Below are 18,248 nucleotides of genomic sequence, written 5' to 3'. Positions count from 1 at the left end.
ATGAGATATCTTAAGCTTCTGCAAATTTACGAGAATGACGGAATGACGCCCAAGCGGCACACTTCCTTCAGTTACGATCAGCTGACCGGCAGTCTGCTTCAGGAAATGAAACCTACGGAAGTCGGAAGCTCGATGCTGCTCAGCCGGGTAGACGATTATCGCTCCTTTCAGACAACCCGTGTTCAAGCCATAGATCGGGACGGCCAGGATTTCCGGGTGCTGACCCGCAATACCATTTATCACTTTGAAGTAGTCGAGCAGCGCCGGATGAACAAATGGCGGGGTCCTGCTCTGTACGAGACGTGCTGATTGCGCGGGGCTTGAAATTCAGAGGAACGAAATAAGGTCAGGCCCCAGAGGGTCTGACCTTATTTCTATAGAATCAGCTGATTAAACGGGGCGGCGACGGTTATGACGTTTACTGATGATAATAGCCTTTTGACCGGGTTTAAGGAAAACCACAACAGGTTTGTGCTTATGACGACGGTTATGACGGTTATCTCCCATATGAGAAACCTCCTCTCCGCTATCAGGATACTGTATTCTATGCCAGATCCTTCCGCATGTAGTGGACGTTGGTCTATAGGTTGTGAATCCAGGCGATCCGTCATGGTCTATACAGAAAGAAGGTCATATCTGACTATAGCTGGGCCTAAAAGCTTATACTCCGAAGCTCCCTAAGTCTGAGCTTGCTTGGTTAAACATAATCATTGCCGCTCGAAACAATGGCGTTACTACCTAATCAGGTCACGAAATAAAAAAGCCCGAAGAGAATTCCTTCGGGCTTAATTCATCTTGCTAAAGCTGCATTTGCAAATGCTGAGTGCGTAGAAGTTTCTTTTCTATCACTACTCATGTATATAATTAGCGCCGTTACTAAAATTGGTAAATGGATTGTCATTAGTGTGAAAGAAGTGAGAGCAGAGAATTGAAGGGCCATAATGGCGATTATGGGATAAAGCACTTCAAAACGAACAAGTAAATTTTGAAGGAAACGCAGGGCAACACCTACAAAAAATGATACGACCACTAAACCAATGAATCCGAAATTTAAAATTGATTCTACTTGGAATCCAAAAGCATATCCCCAGTCAAGCTCCGACACATCAGATACCCCATAGAGCGTGTATCCCATTTGTGGCGATATATTAAGCGTGAACCATTGAGGAGAATTGTAACCCTTGAATGGTGCTATGCTCCGCGGCACATAGCCTAAGAGTGTATACACATAGCCCGATCCCCGATAAGGGAGTAATTCTGATTTAGTTAGACTCGCGTTATCAATAGCGGCCCATGTTACCCAATTACGATCAAAGTCATCTTCGATCATTTTTATAGCGGTTTGACCGTATCCTTCGTCATTGTTTATGTGGGTGACTTTAAAATTAGCCGAGTATATGGACAAGATGATTGAAATAACAACAATGCCAACGATGATGGGTTTTGCGGTCTTTTTGTAAAAGTACCAAGCCAGGAATGGGAATAAGGCGATAAAAACTAAGTCAGTCCGTTCGCCCCGTATAAACGTTGTCATAAGAGCAACGATCATCCAAATTGTAGCCAGCTTGTAATTTTCTTTGTATTTGGCAGCCCGATATATGTAATACAAGGCTAAACCGTTTGGTATCTGGAGCAATACTGCGAATGGTCCAAGTCCACTCAATAACTCCCGTAATTGCATGTTGTGTTCTAAATTCGAAAAATCAATTTTTGTGATGTAGATCCAGATTATGTAGAAAAAGATTGCTATGCTTATAACCCCAATAAACTGCTTAAACACCGGAAACAGTTTCAAATCTGCAACCCTTAATAGCTTCACTTTATTGGTCATTTTATAACCGACTAAGGCTATCAAAGTTGATACAAAGATCACGAGGAATGTGTAAACTTTTGTCTCTACTGTTGTTTGAAATGTATTTCTGTCAGGCAGAAAAATTTCTGTTGCTGAGAAAGGAATAAGGTAGTACACAATAATACCGATAACGAAGAAATCAAACGCTGTAAATAGCTTCTTCTTAAAAAACTTCACGCCTAAAACAAACGCAAGTAAGGCCATAAAAGATAGGTTGAGAATATTTAATGCAATCATTAAGTGTCATCACCTCTATTTATTAATAGTTCAAAGAAGTCATCAAATGTGTTTAGTACAAAAAAGAATAACAATAATCCGATAAACGAGAACGCATTTGTGAAGCCAAAGATGATACAAAGAATTACAAACACACAAATACCCAAAATGATGGACATAACATTTCTTGACTTCATTCGCTTATTCACTCCTCTGATACGTAATGTATCATATGAAGTATTAAGAAATCACAAATTTTTAGGCAATCATTCCATTAGCATCTCAAGATAAATACTTAGTGTTAGGAGTAGTCCGCCTCCAAGGTATAAAACATGAACAGAACTAAATGAGGTTAGGAATGATATTCAAAAACTGCTTAAAAAGTTGCAAGCTCGGGGGCGAGATATGTAAGGATTAGTCTTTAAATGGTAAAGTGCGTGTTAAATTCGTTGTTTGGGACCGCTAGTGAAGTGCAAAAAATTAGAAAGGGCACAGCTTTGGTCTAGTTTGATAAAAACAACATAAACCCGTTCAAGGGGAAACAAAAAGGCCCAAAGTATAACCCTTGGGCTTCTTGTTAATTATCAAAAAATGATAGTCGAACCACCTGAATTAAACCAAATGAGACATTGTTGGCGATAATAAATCATTAAGACTGTACTACCAAAAAAAATCGGCCCCCGTTTCGCAACGAGGGCCTTTCATGGGAGAGGAGAAACCGGACGAAGAGCTTATGGGGAAACGTAAGTCTTCTCCGCGGTTGTCTACGACACTTTCGATGTCGATAATTCCATGATGTCCCTCAATCAGGAAGTTTATACGTAAACTTTGGAAAATTTTTCGTCCCTTTTGTGCAGAGAAGTTAGATTGTGGTACGATAACAGAAAACTGACACAAGTAAATGGTGGGGAAAGTATGAGAGTCATATCAGGAAACGCCCGGGGTCGGGCACTAAAATCCGTACCTGGCATGAGCACGCGCCCGACGACCGATAAGGTGAAGGAAGCGATCTTTTCTATGATCGGCCCTTACTTTGACGGTGGGAAGGCGCTGGATTTGTTTGCCGGTACCGGTGGCCTGGGCATCGAGGCGCTGAGCCGCGGGCTGGATAGTTGCATTTTTATTGACCGTGAGAAAAAAAGCTTAGATACGATCCGTTACAATCTGGAAGTGACTAAGCTTGCGGAACGGGCAGAGATTTACCGTAATGATGCGGGAAGAGCGCTTAAAGCGCTCGGAAAACGGGGCATAAAGTTTGATCTCGTTTTTCTGGATCCGCCTTACCGGTTTAAAATCATACAAGAACTGATGGAAACGATGCGGGAATTAAGCCTGCTGGAAGAGAGCGCAACGATCGTGGTCGAACATGACGCCGATGATGTGCTTCCGGAGGTTATAGAAGGTTTTGTCCTGCAGAGGCGCTCCGATTATGGGGATACGGCTATTACGATTTATGTTTGTGAAGAGACTAATCTGGTGGAGACCGACTTATAAAAGGAGCTGACACAGCTGTGCTTCAGGAAAAACCTAATTTGAAAATTGCTGTCTACCCGGGTAGTTTCGATCCCGTAACCAACGGCCATCTGGATATTATCCGCAGATCTGCTAAAGTGTTTGACAAGTTAATCGTCGCGGTTTTGAATAATACGTCCAAAAACCCGCTTTTTTCTCTGGAAGAGCGTATTCAGTTATTAACGCAAGTGACGCGGGATATTCCGAACGTTGAGGTGGACGGGTTTCGCGATCTGCTGATCAGTTATATGAAGTCCAAGGATGTTCATATCATTGTCCGGGGGCTGCGCGCGGTCTCTGATTTTGAATATGAATTGCAGCTTGCGACGATGAATACGAAATTGAATGATGATGTGGAAACGTTCTTTATGACGTCATCGCCGCAATATTCATTCCTTAGTTCCAGTATTGTAAAAGAAATCGCGCGCTTCCACGGACCGGTTTCGCATTTTGTCCCGCAGGAAGTGGAGAAGGAACTGAAACTTAAATTCGCTGCAGGTTCGGTTCAATCATAAATTTGCTGGAACATCCGGCTGCATATGTATAAGTGCAGGAAGGTCCCCTTGCCGTTATCGTCTGGCTGTGTATTTGAAGCGATAGATTGCTGCAGAGATCAGGCAGGCGCTCGTAATAAGAACGAGCAGCATGCCGAGCTGGATTCCGGAAAAGGCCAGCAGGCTGGCAGAAGGAAATGGATACAAGTTGCCTGCGGACGGCACATAAGGGGCTCCGGATACCTCGATAAGCTGAGGTGTGCCGCTTAGGAGCGGACCTTGGATCGTTCTCCACAGCAGGAGGGCAAGCACGTACGAGATTGATGCATGGAGCAAACGGGCGATAAGAAACGGCAGGTAGCGCAGACCCGTGTCTTGCAGGGCACTTACTGCCTGAGCGTGGGAAGCAAGCCCGCCGAATCCGAGCAAAGCCGCAATAGAGGCAAAAATGACTCCCGCAGGTACTTTGCCTGCCTCCGGGCCTGCAAGCCCGTAAGTGCCCAAATGAATCTCGAAGAAACCCGAGGCGAGATGGTGAACAAGGTCAGAGGCAAACGTGATTCCGGTCCAGCGGCTGACCCCGTCCGTTATTTCCGGGAATGTAATCATATGGATGAGGACGGAGAAGATCATCATGTAGCCCCCCACAATCATCAGAGATTGTACGGAGTTCACCACGGAATCTCCCAGCAATTGGCCGAAGGCCCGGCCGTCTTCTTGGCGTGCGCGGAGCAGGGTGCGGGCCGATCTTTTCCACAGCGGCGGTACTTGAGGCCCGCCGCCGCGCGGCTGACTGGCGCCAGCGGGCCCGTCTGCGCCAGCGGAATCCCCCTGAGCGCTGGCATCAGAGCGATCCGTTTTCCCTTTGGGCGCCCCTGGTAAGGCCAAAGCCAGAAGCAGCGCGGCTCCGTAATGGACTGCAGCGAGCATTAGGCCCAGCCGCGGGCTGTGCAGGAAGCCGGTGCCGATCACGGTAATGATCAGCACCGGGCTTGCCAGATGCGACAGCGCGAGCAGCCGTTCTCCCTCGCGGCGCGTGATGAGCTGCTCTCTTCGCAGCCGGGCTGTGAGGGTCGCTCCTGCCGGGAAGCCGCCTAGGGTTCCCGCAGCCAGTACCCACCCGCTTACGCCGGGGAGACGCAGTAGAAGCTTCGTAAGCGGGTCCAGCAGAGTTCCGAGTGCATGGACGACTCCCAGGCCAGTCAGTAGTTCGGAAAGAATCAGGAACGGCAGCAAAGCCGGGAAAACGATATTCCACCAAATCGTAATGCCTTCCAAGGAAGCCTGGAGGGCTTTGTCGGGAAAAGCAATAATGGAAATAACCAGTGCGGCGGCCATAGCCCCGAGCAGCAGCGTAGTCCGGTAGCCGCTGCCGTTGGTCTGGCGCGTCATGGATCTGGGCATAATTAACACCTCAATAATTCATTTGGTACATGTGTACGCCTGAGCGGGGATGTTTAGACCAAGCCTGGCAAGCATACACTAATCTGCATCCATAAATTTATCAGGACCGTACGGGAGGGAACCCTTGAGATGACCGAGAACGATTTAAACGATAAGGATATGGTGCGAAGGCGCCCCCCCAGACGTTCCAAAAGGTTCGTCACTTCACTGCTTATTGGCTTAATTACTTTTTCTGTGTTGTTCTATGTGCCGCTTCCCTTCTTTATTTACATGCCGGGTACCGCTGAGGCCATTCACCCGATGGTTCAAGTTCCCGATGAGACGAATACGGAAGAGAAGGGAGATCTTATGCTGGTTACCGTGCGGGTGGCTAACGCGAATATTGTCACTTATCTCTGGTCGCTGGCGAATCCGTACGATGAGCTCCAGCTCAAGAAGGATGTTCTCAAAGGAATGTCGGAACGTGATTACTCCCAGCAGCAGCAGTTCGTTATGCTGACTTCTCAAAGCGAAGCGATCCAGGCTGCTTACCGCAAGGCGAATATCCCTTACCGTATAAAGGGAGAAGGAATCCTGGTTACCGGATTAACGGCAGGAATGCCTGCAGAGAAGCATCTTCAAACCGGCGATAAGATTCTGAAAGCGGATGATAAAGAGATCCTGAGTTCCAAGGATTTACTGAGCTACATCGAAGGCAAAAAGGAAGGCGAGATGATTGAGATCACTTACCTTCGGGGAGATAAAACGATGAAGGCTTCCATGCCGCTTGGCGTTCTCCCTCCTGATAAAGATACGGGCACAAGACGGGTCGGAATCGGGATTTCACTGGCTGAAATGCAAAGCGTCCAGGCCGAGAAGGAAGATAAGCAGGTGGTCATCAAGGCGGGCGAGATCGGGGGTCCATCGGCCGGTCTGATGTTTTCCCTTGAAATTTACAATCAGCTGATGCCGGGGGACATCACCAAAGGACATAAGATAGCCGGAACCGGAACGATTAACCCGGATGGCACGGTAGGAGTAATCGGCGGGATCAAACACAAAATTATCGCCGCCGACAAAGAAGGTGCCGAAATCTTTTTTGCCCCGCAGGATCTCAAAACCGATAAAGGGACGATTTATAATTATACCGCTGCGGTAGAGCGCGCCAAGGAAATCGACTCGAAGATGAAGATTGTTCCCGTGGCTACAATGGAGGACGCTCTTAAATATTTAGCATCCTTGCCGCCGAAATGATTGACAAGAGTAAGCAATAGTGGCTATAATTATCTTTGTTTGTTTGAGGTGATAAAACATGTGGATTTATTTAAAGGACATTACTGCCAAAGGACAATCCGTCAGTCAAGAATCGCTGAGCAGCGACTTCCTGCTGAAGGGCCGCAAGGATATATTGTCAGCAGGACCGATAGTGACAGATCTGGAAGCAACTGCGGCGGTTGACGCTGTGGAAGTTACCGGCAAGCTTTCCGTCGAGATTGAGTTTGGCTGTTCCCGTTGTTTGGAGCCGTTCAAGCAGACGCTGAACATTCCCTTCAGGGAAATTTTTACTTCGAAACCGGACATCGTGGCTCAAGCTCCGGAGAGTGATGAAGATGATATTCATCTGGTTCACGAAGATAAAGTAGATTTGAAACCTTTTATTGAAGAGACGATCGAGCTGGAGCTGCCGCAGGTGCCGGTTTGCCGGGAAGACTGCGAGGGGCTGTGCCCTGAATGCGGAACGAACCGCAACCAGAATCCATGCGGCTGCAAGAATGAGCGGATTGATCCGCGATTGGCCGGTTTGGCTGACTTTTTCAAATCATAAGGAAGATTGGAATTACGTTAAGGAGGTGGAATTCATGGCAGTACCGTTTAGAAAGACATCCAAAACCCGCCGCGACAAGCGCCGTACCCACTTCAAATTGGAAGTTCCGGGCATGGTTAAATGCGAGCAGTGTGCAGAGCTTAAACTGTCTCACCGCGTTTGCAAGAACTGCGGAACTTACAAAGGCAGAGAAATCGTACAAGCTTAATTTCGTTTCAGGTACAGATAGTACTTCATCTTTGGTGAAGTGCTATTTTTTTTGCCCGCAAGGTTTGTTTTAACAGTTTTAGGTTGAGATGGCTTCCCTTTTGCCCGCAAATTATATATACTACATTTAGTACTAGGTAATAAGAGGAGGCTATACCTTTAAAGTCGACTCTACAAGCAGGGTGGTGCTTGTCATCGAACGTCTTCCTAAGCGCAGCCGCCAGCAGCAGCTGCTGGAAGCTATTGAAGATAATCCGTTTCTGACGGATGATGAACTGATGAAGAAGTTTCAAGTGAGTATTCAAACTGTTCGCCTGGATAGGCTGGAGCTTGGAATTCCCGAGCTTCGCGAACGGATCAAACATATGGCTGAACGTTCCTATGATCAGGTGCGTTCACTGCCGATTGATGAAGTTTTTGGGGAAGTTATTGATCTTCAGCTCGATAAAAGCGGTATTTCCATGTTCCAGCTTAATGAAGAGCATGTATTTTCAAGAACTCAAATAGCCCGCGGACATCATCTTTTCGCTCAGGCTAACTCTCTTGCAGTAGCGGTAATCGACGATCCGATTGCATTAACCGCCTCAGCAGATATCCGTTTTATACGATCCGCCATGCTTGGAGAGAAGTGTATCGCGAAAGCATATGTGCGTTCTCTTTCCAAAGGCAAGGCTAAGGTGGACGTACAGACTTTTATTGGCGATGAAGTGGTGTTCGAAGGCAGCTTTGTTATTTTTCATTCCAGAAAAGAACAGCACCGGACAGAAGGAGGAACGACACATGCGGATCGCAATTGACGCAATGGGCGGTGACCATGCCCCCGGAGTCGTCGTTGAAGGGGCGGTCGCGGCAGCCAAGGAATACAAGGATGTGGAGCTGACACTTGTCGGCGACAAAGCCAGAATTGAGCCGCTCTTAACCGAGCAGTTGCCCAATCTGCACATTATGCACGCTTCGGAAGTAATCGAAGCGGATGATGAGCCGGTCAAGGCCGTACGCAGGAAGAAAGACGCGTCCATGGTGGTTGCAGGCCGTCTCGTCAAGGAAGGCGCAGCCGATGCCATGATCTCAGCGGGCAATACGGGCGCCTTGATGACGACAGGCCTGCTTATTGTCGGGCGCATCCCAGGTATCGACAGACCCGCACTGGCGCCGATGATCCCGACTCTTGATGGAGTCGGGGTGCTTGCCCTGGATCTGGGGGCGAATATGGATGCTACCCCGGAACATCTGCTCCAATACGCCATTATGGGCAGTATTTACCGGAGCAAGGTGCATGGAATTGAGCGTCCGCGGGTTGGTTTGCTCAATATCGGAACAGAAGCTATGAAGGGGAATGAGCTGACGAAAGCGGCGTATCCATTGTTGGAAGGGGCACCTATTCATTTCGTCGGGAACATTGAATCCCGTGATATTTTGCAAGCGGAGTGCGATGTCATTGTTTGTGACGGCTTTGCCGGCAATATTATGCTCAAAACTTTGGAGGGAACCGCTTCGGTCATTTTCTCCGCTTTGAAGACAGAATTCACACGAAGCACACTGACTAAATTGAGTGCCGCTATTCTTAAACCGGGACTCGCCGCGTTCAAGAATAAGTTTGATTATACGGAGCACGGCGCCGCCCCTCTGCTCGGACTAGGAGGGTTAGTGCTCAAGAGCCACGGCTCTTCCGATGCTAACGCCTTCAAGAACGCGGTACGACAGGCTAGAACGGCACTGCAGAACAATTTGGTTGGAGCAATTGCTGTGGAAATCAAGAACGGGAAGTGAGTGGAACGACATGTATGGCATTCCAGTAGGCGTTCTAGGAACCGGTAAATATGTACCCGAGCGGGTTTTAACTAACAAAGAACTGGAGACGATGGTAGAAACAAACGACGAGTGGATCGTTACGCGGACCGGCATCCGGGAACGGAGAGTGGCCGCCCCTGATCAGGCGACTTCCGACTTGGCTCTGGAAGCTTCCCGCATCGCTATAGAGAACGCGGGCATCACAGCGGACCAGATTGATCTGATCATCGTGGCTACCATCTCCCCGGATATGGCTTTCCCTTCTGCATCCTGCATCCTGCAGGACAAACTGGGAGCCAAGAATGCAGCTGCCTTTGATCTGGCGGCAGCTTGTGCCGGATTTATTTACGGCCTGGCCAATGCGGCTAATTTTATCGCAACGGGAACTTATAAATATGCACTTGTAGTGGGAGCGGACACGCTTTCGCGGATTACGGATTATACCGATCGCAATACCTGTATTTTATTCGGTGACGGTGCGGGCGCTGTGGTTATCGGTGCTGTACCGGAAGGACGCGGGTTTCGTTCCTTTGAACTGGGCGCAGATGGCTCAGGGGGGAATCTGCTTAAGATCGCAGGCGGCGGATCCCGCTTCCCGGCATCAGCCGAAAGCATTGATCAACGCCTGCATTACATCCATATGGCGGGCAATGAAGTGTTCAAATTCGCAGTCCGCATTATGGGTTCGGCTGCTGAAGATGCGCTGGCCAAAGCGGGGCTTGAGAAGAGTGACATCGATCTGCTCATTCCGCATCAGGCGAATATCCGGATTATTCAATCCGCGCTTAACAGGCTGGGGCTTACGGAAGACAAGTGCATGATCAATCTGGATAGCTACGGCAACATGTCCGCGGCCTCCGTTCCGGTGGCTCTGGCTGAAGCCGTAGAGCAGGGAAGGCTCAAAGAAGGCGACACCACGGTTCTCGTTGGTTTCGGCGGCGGTCTTACCTGGGGCGCATCCGTATTGGTCTGGTAATAGACAGAGAGGAACCTGACACACATGAGTAAAATCGCTTTCGTATTTCCGGGTCAAGGGGCCCAGGCTGTCGGAATGGGCAAGGATGCTTATTCCGCTCATGCCGGAGCTAAGTACATATTCGATGAAGCCGACAAGGCGTTAGGCTATTCGTTGTCTTCATTAATTTTTGACGGACCCGAAGAAGAACTGAAAATGACGTATCACACGCAGCCTGCGCTGTTAACCACGAGCATGGCATACCTGGAAGTGCTTCGTGAGAAGGGCATCCAGCCGGATTACACGGCCGGTCACAGCCTGGGGGAATATTCGGCGCTTGTGGCCTCGGGTGTCCTAAGCTTCGAAGAAGCGGTCCGTGTGGTCCGTGCCCGTGGAGAATTTATGGAACAGGCGGTGCCTAACGGACGCGGAGCCATGGCGGCAGTTCTGGGAGCAGATCGTGCGGCTTTGGACGAGCTGTGCCGGCGGATCAGCAGTGAAGGAAGCGTTGTTGAGCTTGCTAACGTAAACTGCCCGGGGCAGATCGTGGTCTCCGGCACACGTGAAGGTGTGCAGTCTGTCATCGAGCGCGCCAAAGAAGCGGGAGCCAAACGTGCTATAGCGCTTGATGTGAGCGGACCTTTTCACTCCTCGCTGATGAAGACGGCCTCTGAGCAACTGGCGCATGTTTTGTCGGATATATCGTTAGCAGAGGCGGCAGTTCCTGTAGTGGCGAACGTTACAGCAAGACCCGTATCAGCTCCCGATGAAATCCGGGAACTGCTGGTCCGTCAAGTGTACTCCCCCGTTCTGTGGGAAGATACCGTTGTCTGGCTGATTGAGCAGGGGACGGATACATTCTACGAAATCGGCTCCGGCAGCGTGCTCGCCGGTCTGATCAAGAAAGTGGACCGCAGCGTCAAGGTGATTTCAATTAACAGTCTGGAAGCTGCCTTGCAGGCCGGAATGTAGCCTTTTACAGTTCAATAAATGGATGGGGGGATAAGGGATGCTTAAAGGTAAAGTAGCGCTCGTTACGGGAGCTTCCCGCGGCATAGGCCGGGCAATCGCTCTGGAACTTGCTGCCAAGGGAGCCGATGTAGCCGTTAACTACTCAGGCAGCGAACAGGCTGCTGAAGAGGTTGTCAAAGAGATCGAGGCTCTTGGACAGCGGGCGGTTAAAATCCGTGCGGATGTCAGCAAGTCGGCAGAAGCCGAGGATCTCGTCAAACAAACGATTGAAGCACTGGGTAATTTGGATATCCTCGTGAATAATGCGGGCATTACAAGAGATAATCTTATCATGCGCATGAAAGAGGAAGATTTTGATGCCGTGATTAACACGAATTTGAAGGGCGTTTTTAATTGTATCAAGGCAGCAACCCGACCTCTGATGAAACAGCGTTCAGGGCGGATTATCAATATATCCTCCGTTGTCGGTGTTTTGGGCAACCCGGGCCAAGCGAACTATGTGGCCGCCAAAGCAGGCGTCATCGGGCTGACCAAAGCTTCTGCGCGCGAGCTTGCTTCACGGGGTATCACGGTGAATGCGGTAGCGCCGGGCTTTATCTCAACCGACATGACCGACAAGCTTCCTGAGGAGCAGAAGGCTGCTTTATTGCAGCAAATTCCTTTGGGCAAGCTGGGCAAGCCGGAGGATATTGCCACGATCGTCCGTTTCCTCGCATCAGAGGAAGCTGCCTATATGACAGGCCAGACGATTCATGTCGACGGGGGCATGTACATGTAGCAGGGCTCTTTTCGAAGGGCGCCGCTCAGAGCGTGCTGCACCCGGTTAGACAAGTATGGCAATTTGTTTGGGATTCTCGTATAATACCAAGGAGGAGGTGAGCCGGATGTCCGACGTACTGGATCGCGTGAATAAAATTATCATCGACCGCTTAGGGGTAGAAGAGTCTGAAGTTACCCTCGAAGCGTCTTTCAAAGATGATTTAGGTGCTGATTCTCTCGATGTTGTAGAATTAGTTATGGAATTGGAAGATGAATTTGATCTGGAGATTTCCGACGAAGATGCTGAGAAGATTACGACTGTGGGAGAAGTAGTGAATTACATAAAATCTCATACGTAACATTCCTTCAAGTCCCGTTCTAAAAGAGTCCCGTTCTCAAAGGCGGGACTTCTCCTCATTTTCTGATCCTAGAAAAACGAGAGAACACCCTTAAACTTCAGAGGTGGTACACGTGAATAGAGTCGTAATTACTGGTGTAGGAGTTATCAGCTCCTTAGGTCAAGATGTGGATACGTTCTGGGGTAATCTGCTTGCAGGCAAGTCCGGTATCAGCGAAATCGAAAGTTTCGATGTAAGCCAGTATCCGACAAAAATCGCCTCATCCGTCAAAGATTTTAACCCCGAAGATTATATAGATAAACGTGAAGCAAGAAGAATGGACCGTTTTGTACAGTTAGCTGTGGCAGCAAGCCTTAATGCTTTGAAAAGCTCCGGGCTGAACATACAAGAAGACGCGGATCCGGAGCGGGTTGGCGTGTATGTGGGTTCCGGGATCGGCGGTTTGTCGACTTGGGAGGAGCAGCACAAAATTCTGCTTGAGAAGGGTCCTAAGCGGGTTAGCCCGTTCTTCATTCCGATGATGATCGCGAATATGGCTTCCGGCCAAATCTCGATGATTACCGGAGCGAAGGGGCCGAACTCCACGGCAGTAACCGCCTGTGCCACAGGCACACATTCCATCGGAGACTCCTACAAGCTTATCAAGTACGGTGAAGCCGATGTCATGATCTGCGGCGGTGCGGAAGCGACCATCAGCCCTACGGGAGTGGCCGGCTTCTGTGCCATGCGTGCGATGTCTACCCGCAATGACGAGCCGGAGAAAGCAAGCCGGCCTTTCGATAAGGACCGGGACGGATTTATTATGGGTGAGGGAGCAGGCATTCTTATTCTTGAATCGCTGGAACACGCGCAGAAGCGCGGTGCCCACATCTATGCCGAAGTCATCGGATATGGCATGAGCGGCGACGCTCATCACATGACAGAGCCCGATCCCGCAGGTGCAGCGCGCTGTATGGTCAAGGCTATCAAGGATGCAGGCATTGCGCCCGAAGAAGTCGACTATATTAATGCGCATGGAACCAGTACACCAGTTGGCGACAAGTCAGAGACAATGGCCATTAAGAAGGCGTTCGGCGATCACGCTTATAAAGTAGCGGTGAGCTCAACGAAGTCGATGACCGGTCATCTGCTTGGAGCAGCCGGCGGTGTTGAAGCCGTTATTTGCGGTTTGACTCTGCAGAACGGCATCATTCCCGCAACGGTTAATCTGGATAATCCAGATCCTGAACTGGATTTGGATTACGTTCCAAACGTTCCGCGTAAAAGCGATGTACGGATAGCCATGTCCAATTCCTTTGGATTCGGCGGGCACAATGCTACGCTTATTTTCAGAAAATTCGAAGCCTAACAAGCGGCCGGTGGTGAGAACATGAACCGAGATGTTAACCAGCTTCAAGCCGACGTCAATATCCGTTTTCAAGATCACGATTTGCTAAGGCAGGCGTTTACTCATTCTTCTTATGTGAATGAGCATCGTATGGCCAACTATCAGGATAATGAGCGCCTGGAGTTTCTGGGAGATGCTGTCCTGGAGCTGACCGTTTCCGAATACTTGTATTTCAAGTATCCCCACCGTACGGAGGGGGAGCTCACGAAACTGAGGGCATCGATTGTGTGTGAGCCTTCACTAGTGAATTTTGCAGAGAAACTTAATTTTGGCATCTATGTACAGTTAGGCAAAGGTGAAGAGATGACCGGTGGACGTTCGCGTCCTGCTCTACTCGCCGATGTGTTCGAAGGTTTTATCGGAGCACTGTACCTGGATCAGGGGCTTGAAGCGGTCAAATCATTTTTAAATCAGCACGTTTTCCCTTATGTTTCGGCAGAAGGCAAATTGCTGATCATTGATTATAAGACCCAATTACAGGAATACACCCAGCACCACAACATGGGTTCGCTTGAATACCGGATTGTGGAAGAGCGCGGACCTGCTCATGAGAGAGAATTTCTCTCTGAGGTATGTATGGACGGGAAGCAGCTTGGCAAAGGCGCTGGACGCTCTAAGAAAGAAGCAGAGCAGCAGGCAGCTTCACAGGCATTAACCAAGTTGAACGTCTTAATGGACAACTAGCCGCTATGCAGTTTAGCGACAGCTGTGCCCCGGCACAGTTCGAAGCGGCAAGATATAAATGAGATGAAGAGCAGCCGAGCTGCTCTTTTCTTTTGCCCTCTGCTTTGAACGCGGGTTATGATACAATAGAGCCTGGGCTATCTTAGGGTGGCCGGTTTGTTGATCCTTGTGAAGGATCGGATAGTCTACGAAGTAACTTTTCCTATGAAAAGTTTTGAGGTGAAAAATAGATATGTTCTTGAAGCGGATTGAATTATCCGGGTTTAAATCATTTGCAGACCGGACGGAGCTGGAGTTCGTAAAAGGGATAACAGCGGTCGTCGGTCCTAACGGAAGCGGCAAGAGCAATATCTCAGACGGCATCCGTTGGGTGCTTGGTGAAACGAGCGCCCGCAGTTTACGCGGCGGTAAGATGGAGGATGTTATTTTTGCTGGAAGTGATGCGCGCCGGGCGGTTAACTACGGAGAGGTTTCCCTGACTCTCGACAATACCTCCCAGGCCCTTCCTCTTGACTATAATGAAGTCACGGTCAGCCGGCGGGTACACCGCAGCGGCGACAGTGAGTATTTTATAAACAAGCAGTCCTGCCGTCTGAAAGATATTACAGAATTGTTTATGGACACCGGGATCGGTAAAGAAGCCTATTCGATTATCGGGCAGGGCCGTATTGAAGAGATTTTGAGTACGAAGTCTGAAGAGCGGCGCAGTATTTTTGAAGAAGCGTCCGGAATTGTCAAATATAAATCACGGAAGAAAGAATCGGAAAAGAAGCTAAATGAAACGGAGCAGAATTTGCTGCGGATTCATGACTTGATTACCGAGCTTGAAGATCAGATTAACCCTTTAAGAGAGCAGGCGGAGAAAGCTGTCCGCTACAAAGAGCTGAAGGAAGAGCTGAAACATAGCGAGATCGCGGTCTACGTTCATCAGATTGATCAGATTTATGTATCCTGGTCGGAGACGAATGAGAAGCTGACGGTGCTGAAGAAGGAACAACTTAGCTTGTCTACGTTTGTAAGCCAGCATGATGCGAAGCTGGAGAAACACCGCTGGGAAACGAAGCGGCTGGAGGAAGAGCTGGAGAGGCTTCAGGGGACACTGCTCGATATTAGTGAGAATCTGGAGAAGTGCGAAGGACACGGCGAAGTACTCAAAGAGCGGAAGAAGAATTTTGCCGCCAATGAGCAGCAGTTAGATCAGACGATTACGCTTCAAGAAAGCAGGCTTGCTGAGAAGGAAACGGAGCTTTCGGAGCACCGGGACAAAATCGTACATATCGGCGCGCAGCTTTTTGAATACCAGGCTAAATTGTCGGAAGAAGAGAACCGACTGCTTGGCGTGAGCGGCGGCCTTAAATCAGGGGTAGAAGACCAGCTTAAGTCGGAACTCCTGGATAAAATGAATGCGATGGCGCAGTGCCGCAATGAAATTCGATATGCGGAGCAGCAGCTTGAGAGCCTGACTAAGCGCCTTGACCGTCTGGAAGAAGAAGGGCAGAAGCGTGCTGCTATGCAGACGGACATCGCCACCCGGCGCAAAGATCTGCAAAAAAAACTGGATCAGACACGTAAGGAAGTCGAGAAGATCCGTTCCGCTTACCTTGATCTGAGCGAGAGTCTCAAAAAGAAACAGAATCTGCTGGAAGAGTCGGCAGGCATGCTGCGCAAGTGGGAGCAGAAGATCGATGCGCTGACATCCAGGCGAGATACAATGAAAGAAATGCAGAACGATTACGACGGCTTCATGCATGGCGTCAAAGAGGTGCTCAAGGCCAAAAGCCGGTCTGACGGTCTGAAGGGCATACACGGGGCTATCGCCGAGCTGGTAAAAGTGCCGGCTGAGATCGAGGTTGCGATTGAAACAGCTCTCGGCGGGGCGCTGCAGAATGTCGTCGTAGAGACGGAAGCTTACGGCCGTGAGGCCATTGCCTTCCTCAAACGGCGTCAGCTCGGGCGTGCTACTTTTCTGCCTATGGATGTTATACGGGGCCGGTCTATCGGAGACGGAGAGCGCAGTTCCTTGCATTCAGCAAGCGGATTCGTCGGGATCGGTGTCGATCTCATCAAATTCGATCCGCAGTACCACAATATCTTCTCAAGCCTGCTTGGGACGGTCATTATCGCGAATAGTCTGGAAGATGCGAACCGGATCGCGGCAAAAGCAAACTACCGTTACCGGGTCGTAACGCTTGAAGGGGATATTGTCAATCCCGGCGGCTCGATGACAGGGGGCAGTCTGCAGAAGAAGACCTCTAATCTCCTGGGACGCCAGCGTCAGATCGAGGAGATGGATAAAGACATTCTGACCTCCGAAACTCAGCTGCAGCAGTTGAAATCGCGCGCCGCACAAGCCCGCAAGGAGATTGTCGAAGACAATGCCAAACTTGAAGAGCTGCGTGAGCGCGGTGAGCAGAAGCGGATTGAGGAACAGCAGATCCGTGCGGATTTGACGCCGCTTGAAGCGGAAGTCCGCCGCATCGAAGAACAGCTGACCCTGGAGCAGGACGACCGCTCCACCCTTCTTGAAGAGCGCAGCCAGTACCTGCGCCGCGCTGAAGATAACAAGCGGCAGCTTGATGAGCTGCAGCAGGAGGAAGAAGCGCTCCAGCAGGCGATTCGTGATGCGGAACTATCGCGCCGAGCGAATGAATCTGCTAAGGAGGAACTTCAGAATCAGCTTACCGATCTGAAGGTGCGCGTGGCTTCCGCTTCACAGCAGAAACAATCGCTGCAGGATCAGCAGAGGCGCCTCCAGCAGGATCTCTCCGATGCCAAGGAGGAACTGGAGATGAACCGCCGCCAGCTCTGGCAGCTTCGCGCCGAGATGGAATACCACACCGAGGAATCCGTAAAGCAGGTCGAACTGATGAACTCCTTAAGACTCCGCAAGCAGAAATGCACGGAGGAGATTGAATTCAAACGCTCCGAGCGCACGGTTTGGGCGGACAAGCTCGAACAGGCAGAGAACGAAACCCGTGAGCAGAGGACACGCCTTAAACAGGTGGAGGAGCAGTCTGTTCAGCATGAAGTTCGCGTGAACCGTCTCGATGTGGAGCTGGAGAACTTGCTTAAGAAGCTTGGCGAAGATTATGAGATGAGCTACGAGCTTGCCAAAGAGCGCTACCCGGTACCCGAGGATATTACCGGTGCCCAGAACAAGGTCCGTGAGCTTAGGCGCTCGATCTCAGCACTCGGTGATGTCAATCTGGGCGCAATCGAGGAATTTGCCCGGGTGTCTGAGCGCTATGACTTCCTGTCTGTTCAGAAGGATGATCTGGTTGAGGCCAAAACTACTTTGTATCAAGTCATCCGTGAAATGGATCTGGAGATGTCGAAACGGTTCAAAACGACCTTCGATGCGATTCGCTCCCACTTTGTCGTCGTTTTCGTGAAGCTGTTCGGCGGCGGCAGAGCCGATCTGATTTTGTCGGATCCGGAGAACCTCCTGGAGACGGGGATCGAGATCGTAGCGCAGCCGCCGGGCAAAAAGCTTCAAAACCTGCAGCTGCTTTCCGGCGGCGAACGGGCTTTGACCGCGCTTGCGCTGCTGTTCTCCATTCTGTGCGTCAAGCCGGTACCGTTCTGTGTCCTTGACGAGGTTGAGGCTGCGCTGGATGAAGCCAACGTTACCCGTTTCGCTGAATATTTGCGTGAATTCTCGGAAACGACACAGTTTATTGTCGTTACCCACCGCAAAGGTACGATGGAAGAAGCCGACGTCTTATATGGAGTTACGATGGAGGAAGGCGGCGTATCGAAGCTTGTTTCCGTGCGTCTTGAGGATGAGGAAGCAATGATTTCTGCTTCATAAAATGCATATCTGAGCTGTGCGGGAACAATTCCCGGACTTTG

General features: G+C 49.9%; 17 protein-coding genes. 15 read left to right on the top strand and 2 right to left on the bottom strand.

Annotation, left to right across the window (positions count from 1 at the left end):
• A complete protein-coding gene (locus EDM21_RS06635) occupies positions 1–309 on the top strand; it encodes a hypothetical protein (protein ID WP_157334078.1) in 309 nt (102 codons plus the stop codon).
• A gap of 481 nt (positions 310–790) precedes the next feature.
• Here EDM21_RS06635 and EDM21_RS06630 read toward each other — a convergent pair whose 3' ends face one another.
• Positions 791–2,089, bottom strand: a complete 1,299-nt coding sequence (locus EDM21_RS06630; RefSeq protein WP_157334076.1) for an oligosaccharide repeat unit polymerase — start codon at positions 2,087–2,089, stop codon at positions 791–793.
• 894 nt (positions 2,090–2,983) lie between these two features.
• Here EDM21_RS06630 and rsmD point away from each other — a divergent pair.
• Positions 2,984–3,562, top strand: coding sequence for a 16S rRNA (guanine(966)-N(2))-methyltransferase RsmD (rsmD, locus tag EDM21_RS06625; RefSeq protein ID WP_157334074.1), 579 nt, complete (start codon positions 2,984–2,986; stop codon positions 3,560–3,562).
• A 17-nt stretch (positions 3,563–3,579) separates the two neighbouring features.
• Positions 3,580–4,095 (top strand): pantetheine-phosphate adenylyltransferase, encoded by a 516-nt coding sequence (gene coaD / locus EDM21_RS06620; protein WP_166541869.1) that lies wholly within the window; start codon positions 3,580–3,582, stop codon positions 4,093–4,095.
• Between the two features lie 54 nt (positions 4,096–4,149).
• Here coaD and EDM21_RS06615 read toward each other — a convergent pair whose 3' ends face one another.
• On the bottom strand, positions 4,150–5,478 hold the full coding sequence (locus EDM21_RS06615; protein WP_157334072.1) for a sporulation protein: 1,329 nt from the start codon (positions 5,476–5,478) through the stop codon (positions 4,150–4,152).
• 129 nt (positions 5,479–5,607) lie between these two features.
• On the opposite strand from EDM21_RS06615, the gene EDM21_RS06610 reads away from it, so the two are divergent.
• The 12 genes from EDM21_RS06610 to smc all read left to right on the top strand — a co-directional run bounded on the left by EDM21_RS06610 (position 5,608) and on the right by smc (position 18,207).
• A complete protein-coding gene (locus EDM21_RS06610) occupies positions 5,608–6,711 on the top strand; it encodes a SepM family pheromone-processing serine protease (protein WP_157334070.1) in 1,104 nt (367 codons plus the stop codon).
• Positions 6,712–6,769: 58 nt separating this feature from the next.
• Positions 6,770–7,282, top strand: coding sequence for a YceD family protein (locus EDM21_RS06605; protein ID WP_157334068.1), 513 nt, complete (start codon positions 6,770–6,772; stop codon positions 7,280–7,282).
• A 34-nt stretch (positions 7,283–7,316) separates the two neighbouring features.
• Positions 7,317–7,490, top strand: coding sequence for a 50S ribosomal protein L32 (gene rpmF / locus EDM21_RS06600; RefSeq protein WP_068774586.1), 174 nt, complete (start codon positions 7,317–7,319; stop codon positions 7,488–7,490).
• A gap of 181 nt (positions 7,491–7,671) precedes the next feature.
• Positions 7,672–8,286 carry a transcription factor FapR gene (gene fapR / locus EDM21_RS06595; RefSeq protein WP_338043943.1) on the top strand — a complete coding sequence of 205 codons (615 nt, stop codon included), beginning with the start codon at positions 7,672–7,674 and terminating at the stop codon, positions 8,284–8,286.
• The gene (plsX, locus tag EDM21_RS06590) at positions 8,270–9,259 is read left to right on the top strand and encodes a phosphate acyltransferase PlsX (protein WP_157334065.1); all 990 of its coding nucleotides are present in this window, start codon (positions 8,270–8,272) and stop codon (positions 9,257–9,259) included. The genes fapR and plsX overlap by 17 nt, the downstream gene beginning before the upstream one ends.
• A 10-nt stretch (positions 9,260–9,269) precedes the next feature.
• On the top strand, positions 9,270–10,256 hold the full coding sequence (locus EDM21_RS06585; RefSeq protein WP_157334873.1) for a beta-ketoacyl-ACP synthase III: 987 nt from the start codon (positions 9,270–9,272) through the stop codon (positions 10,254–10,256).
• A 24-nt stretch (positions 10,257–10,280) separates the two neighbouring features.
• Positions 10,281–11,207: an ACP S-malonyltransferase gene (fabD, locus tag EDM21_RS06580; protein WP_157334063.1), complete on the top strand. Its 927-nt coding sequence runs from the start codon at positions 10,281–10,283 to the stop codon at positions 11,205–11,207.
• Between the two features lie 37 nt (positions 11,208–11,244).
• Positions 11,245–11,985: a 3-oxoacyl-[acyl-carrier-protein] reductase gene (gene fabG / locus EDM21_RS06575; protein ID WP_157334061.1), complete on the top strand. Its 741-nt coding sequence runs from the start codon at positions 11,245–11,247 to the stop codon at positions 11,983–11,985.
• 106 nt (positions 11,986–12,091) lie between these two features.
• Positions 12,092–12,325 (top strand): acyl carrier protein, encoded by a 234-nt coding sequence (gene acpP, locus EDM21_RS06570; RefSeq protein ID WP_068774592.1) that lies wholly within the window; start codon positions 12,092–12,094, stop codon positions 12,323–12,325.
• A gap of 112 nt (positions 12,326–12,437) precedes the next feature.
• Positions 12,438–13,673 carry a beta-ketoacyl-ACP synthase II gene (gene fabF, locus EDM21_RS06565; protein ID WP_166541867.1) on the top strand — a complete coding sequence of 412 codons (1,236 nt, stop codon included), beginning with the start codon at positions 12,438–12,440 and terminating at the stop codon, positions 13,671–13,673.
• A gap of 21 nt (positions 13,674–13,694) precedes the next feature.
• Entirely contained in the window at positions 13,695–14,396 is a 702-nt protein-coding gene (gene rnc / locus EDM21_RS06560) for a ribonuclease III (RefSeq protein ID WP_157334059.1), read from the top strand.
• Positions 14,397–14,628: 232 nt separating this feature from the next.
• Positions 14,629–18,207, top strand: a complete 3,579-nt coding sequence (gene smc, locus EDM21_RS06555; protein WP_157334057.1) for a chromosome segregation protein SMC — start codon at positions 14,629–14,631, stop codon at positions 18,205–18,207.
• Positions 18,208–18,248: the final 41 nt, after the last annotated feature.

The sequence above is a fragment of the Paenibacillus lutrae genome, from assembly GCF_009757775.1.
Lineage (GTDB): Bacteria > Bacillota > Bacilli > Paenibacillales > NBRC-103111 > Paenibacillus_F > Paenibacillus_F lutrae.
Note: the sequence above shows the minus strand (reverse complement) of the source record. Positions and strands in the feature narration are given on the sequence as shown.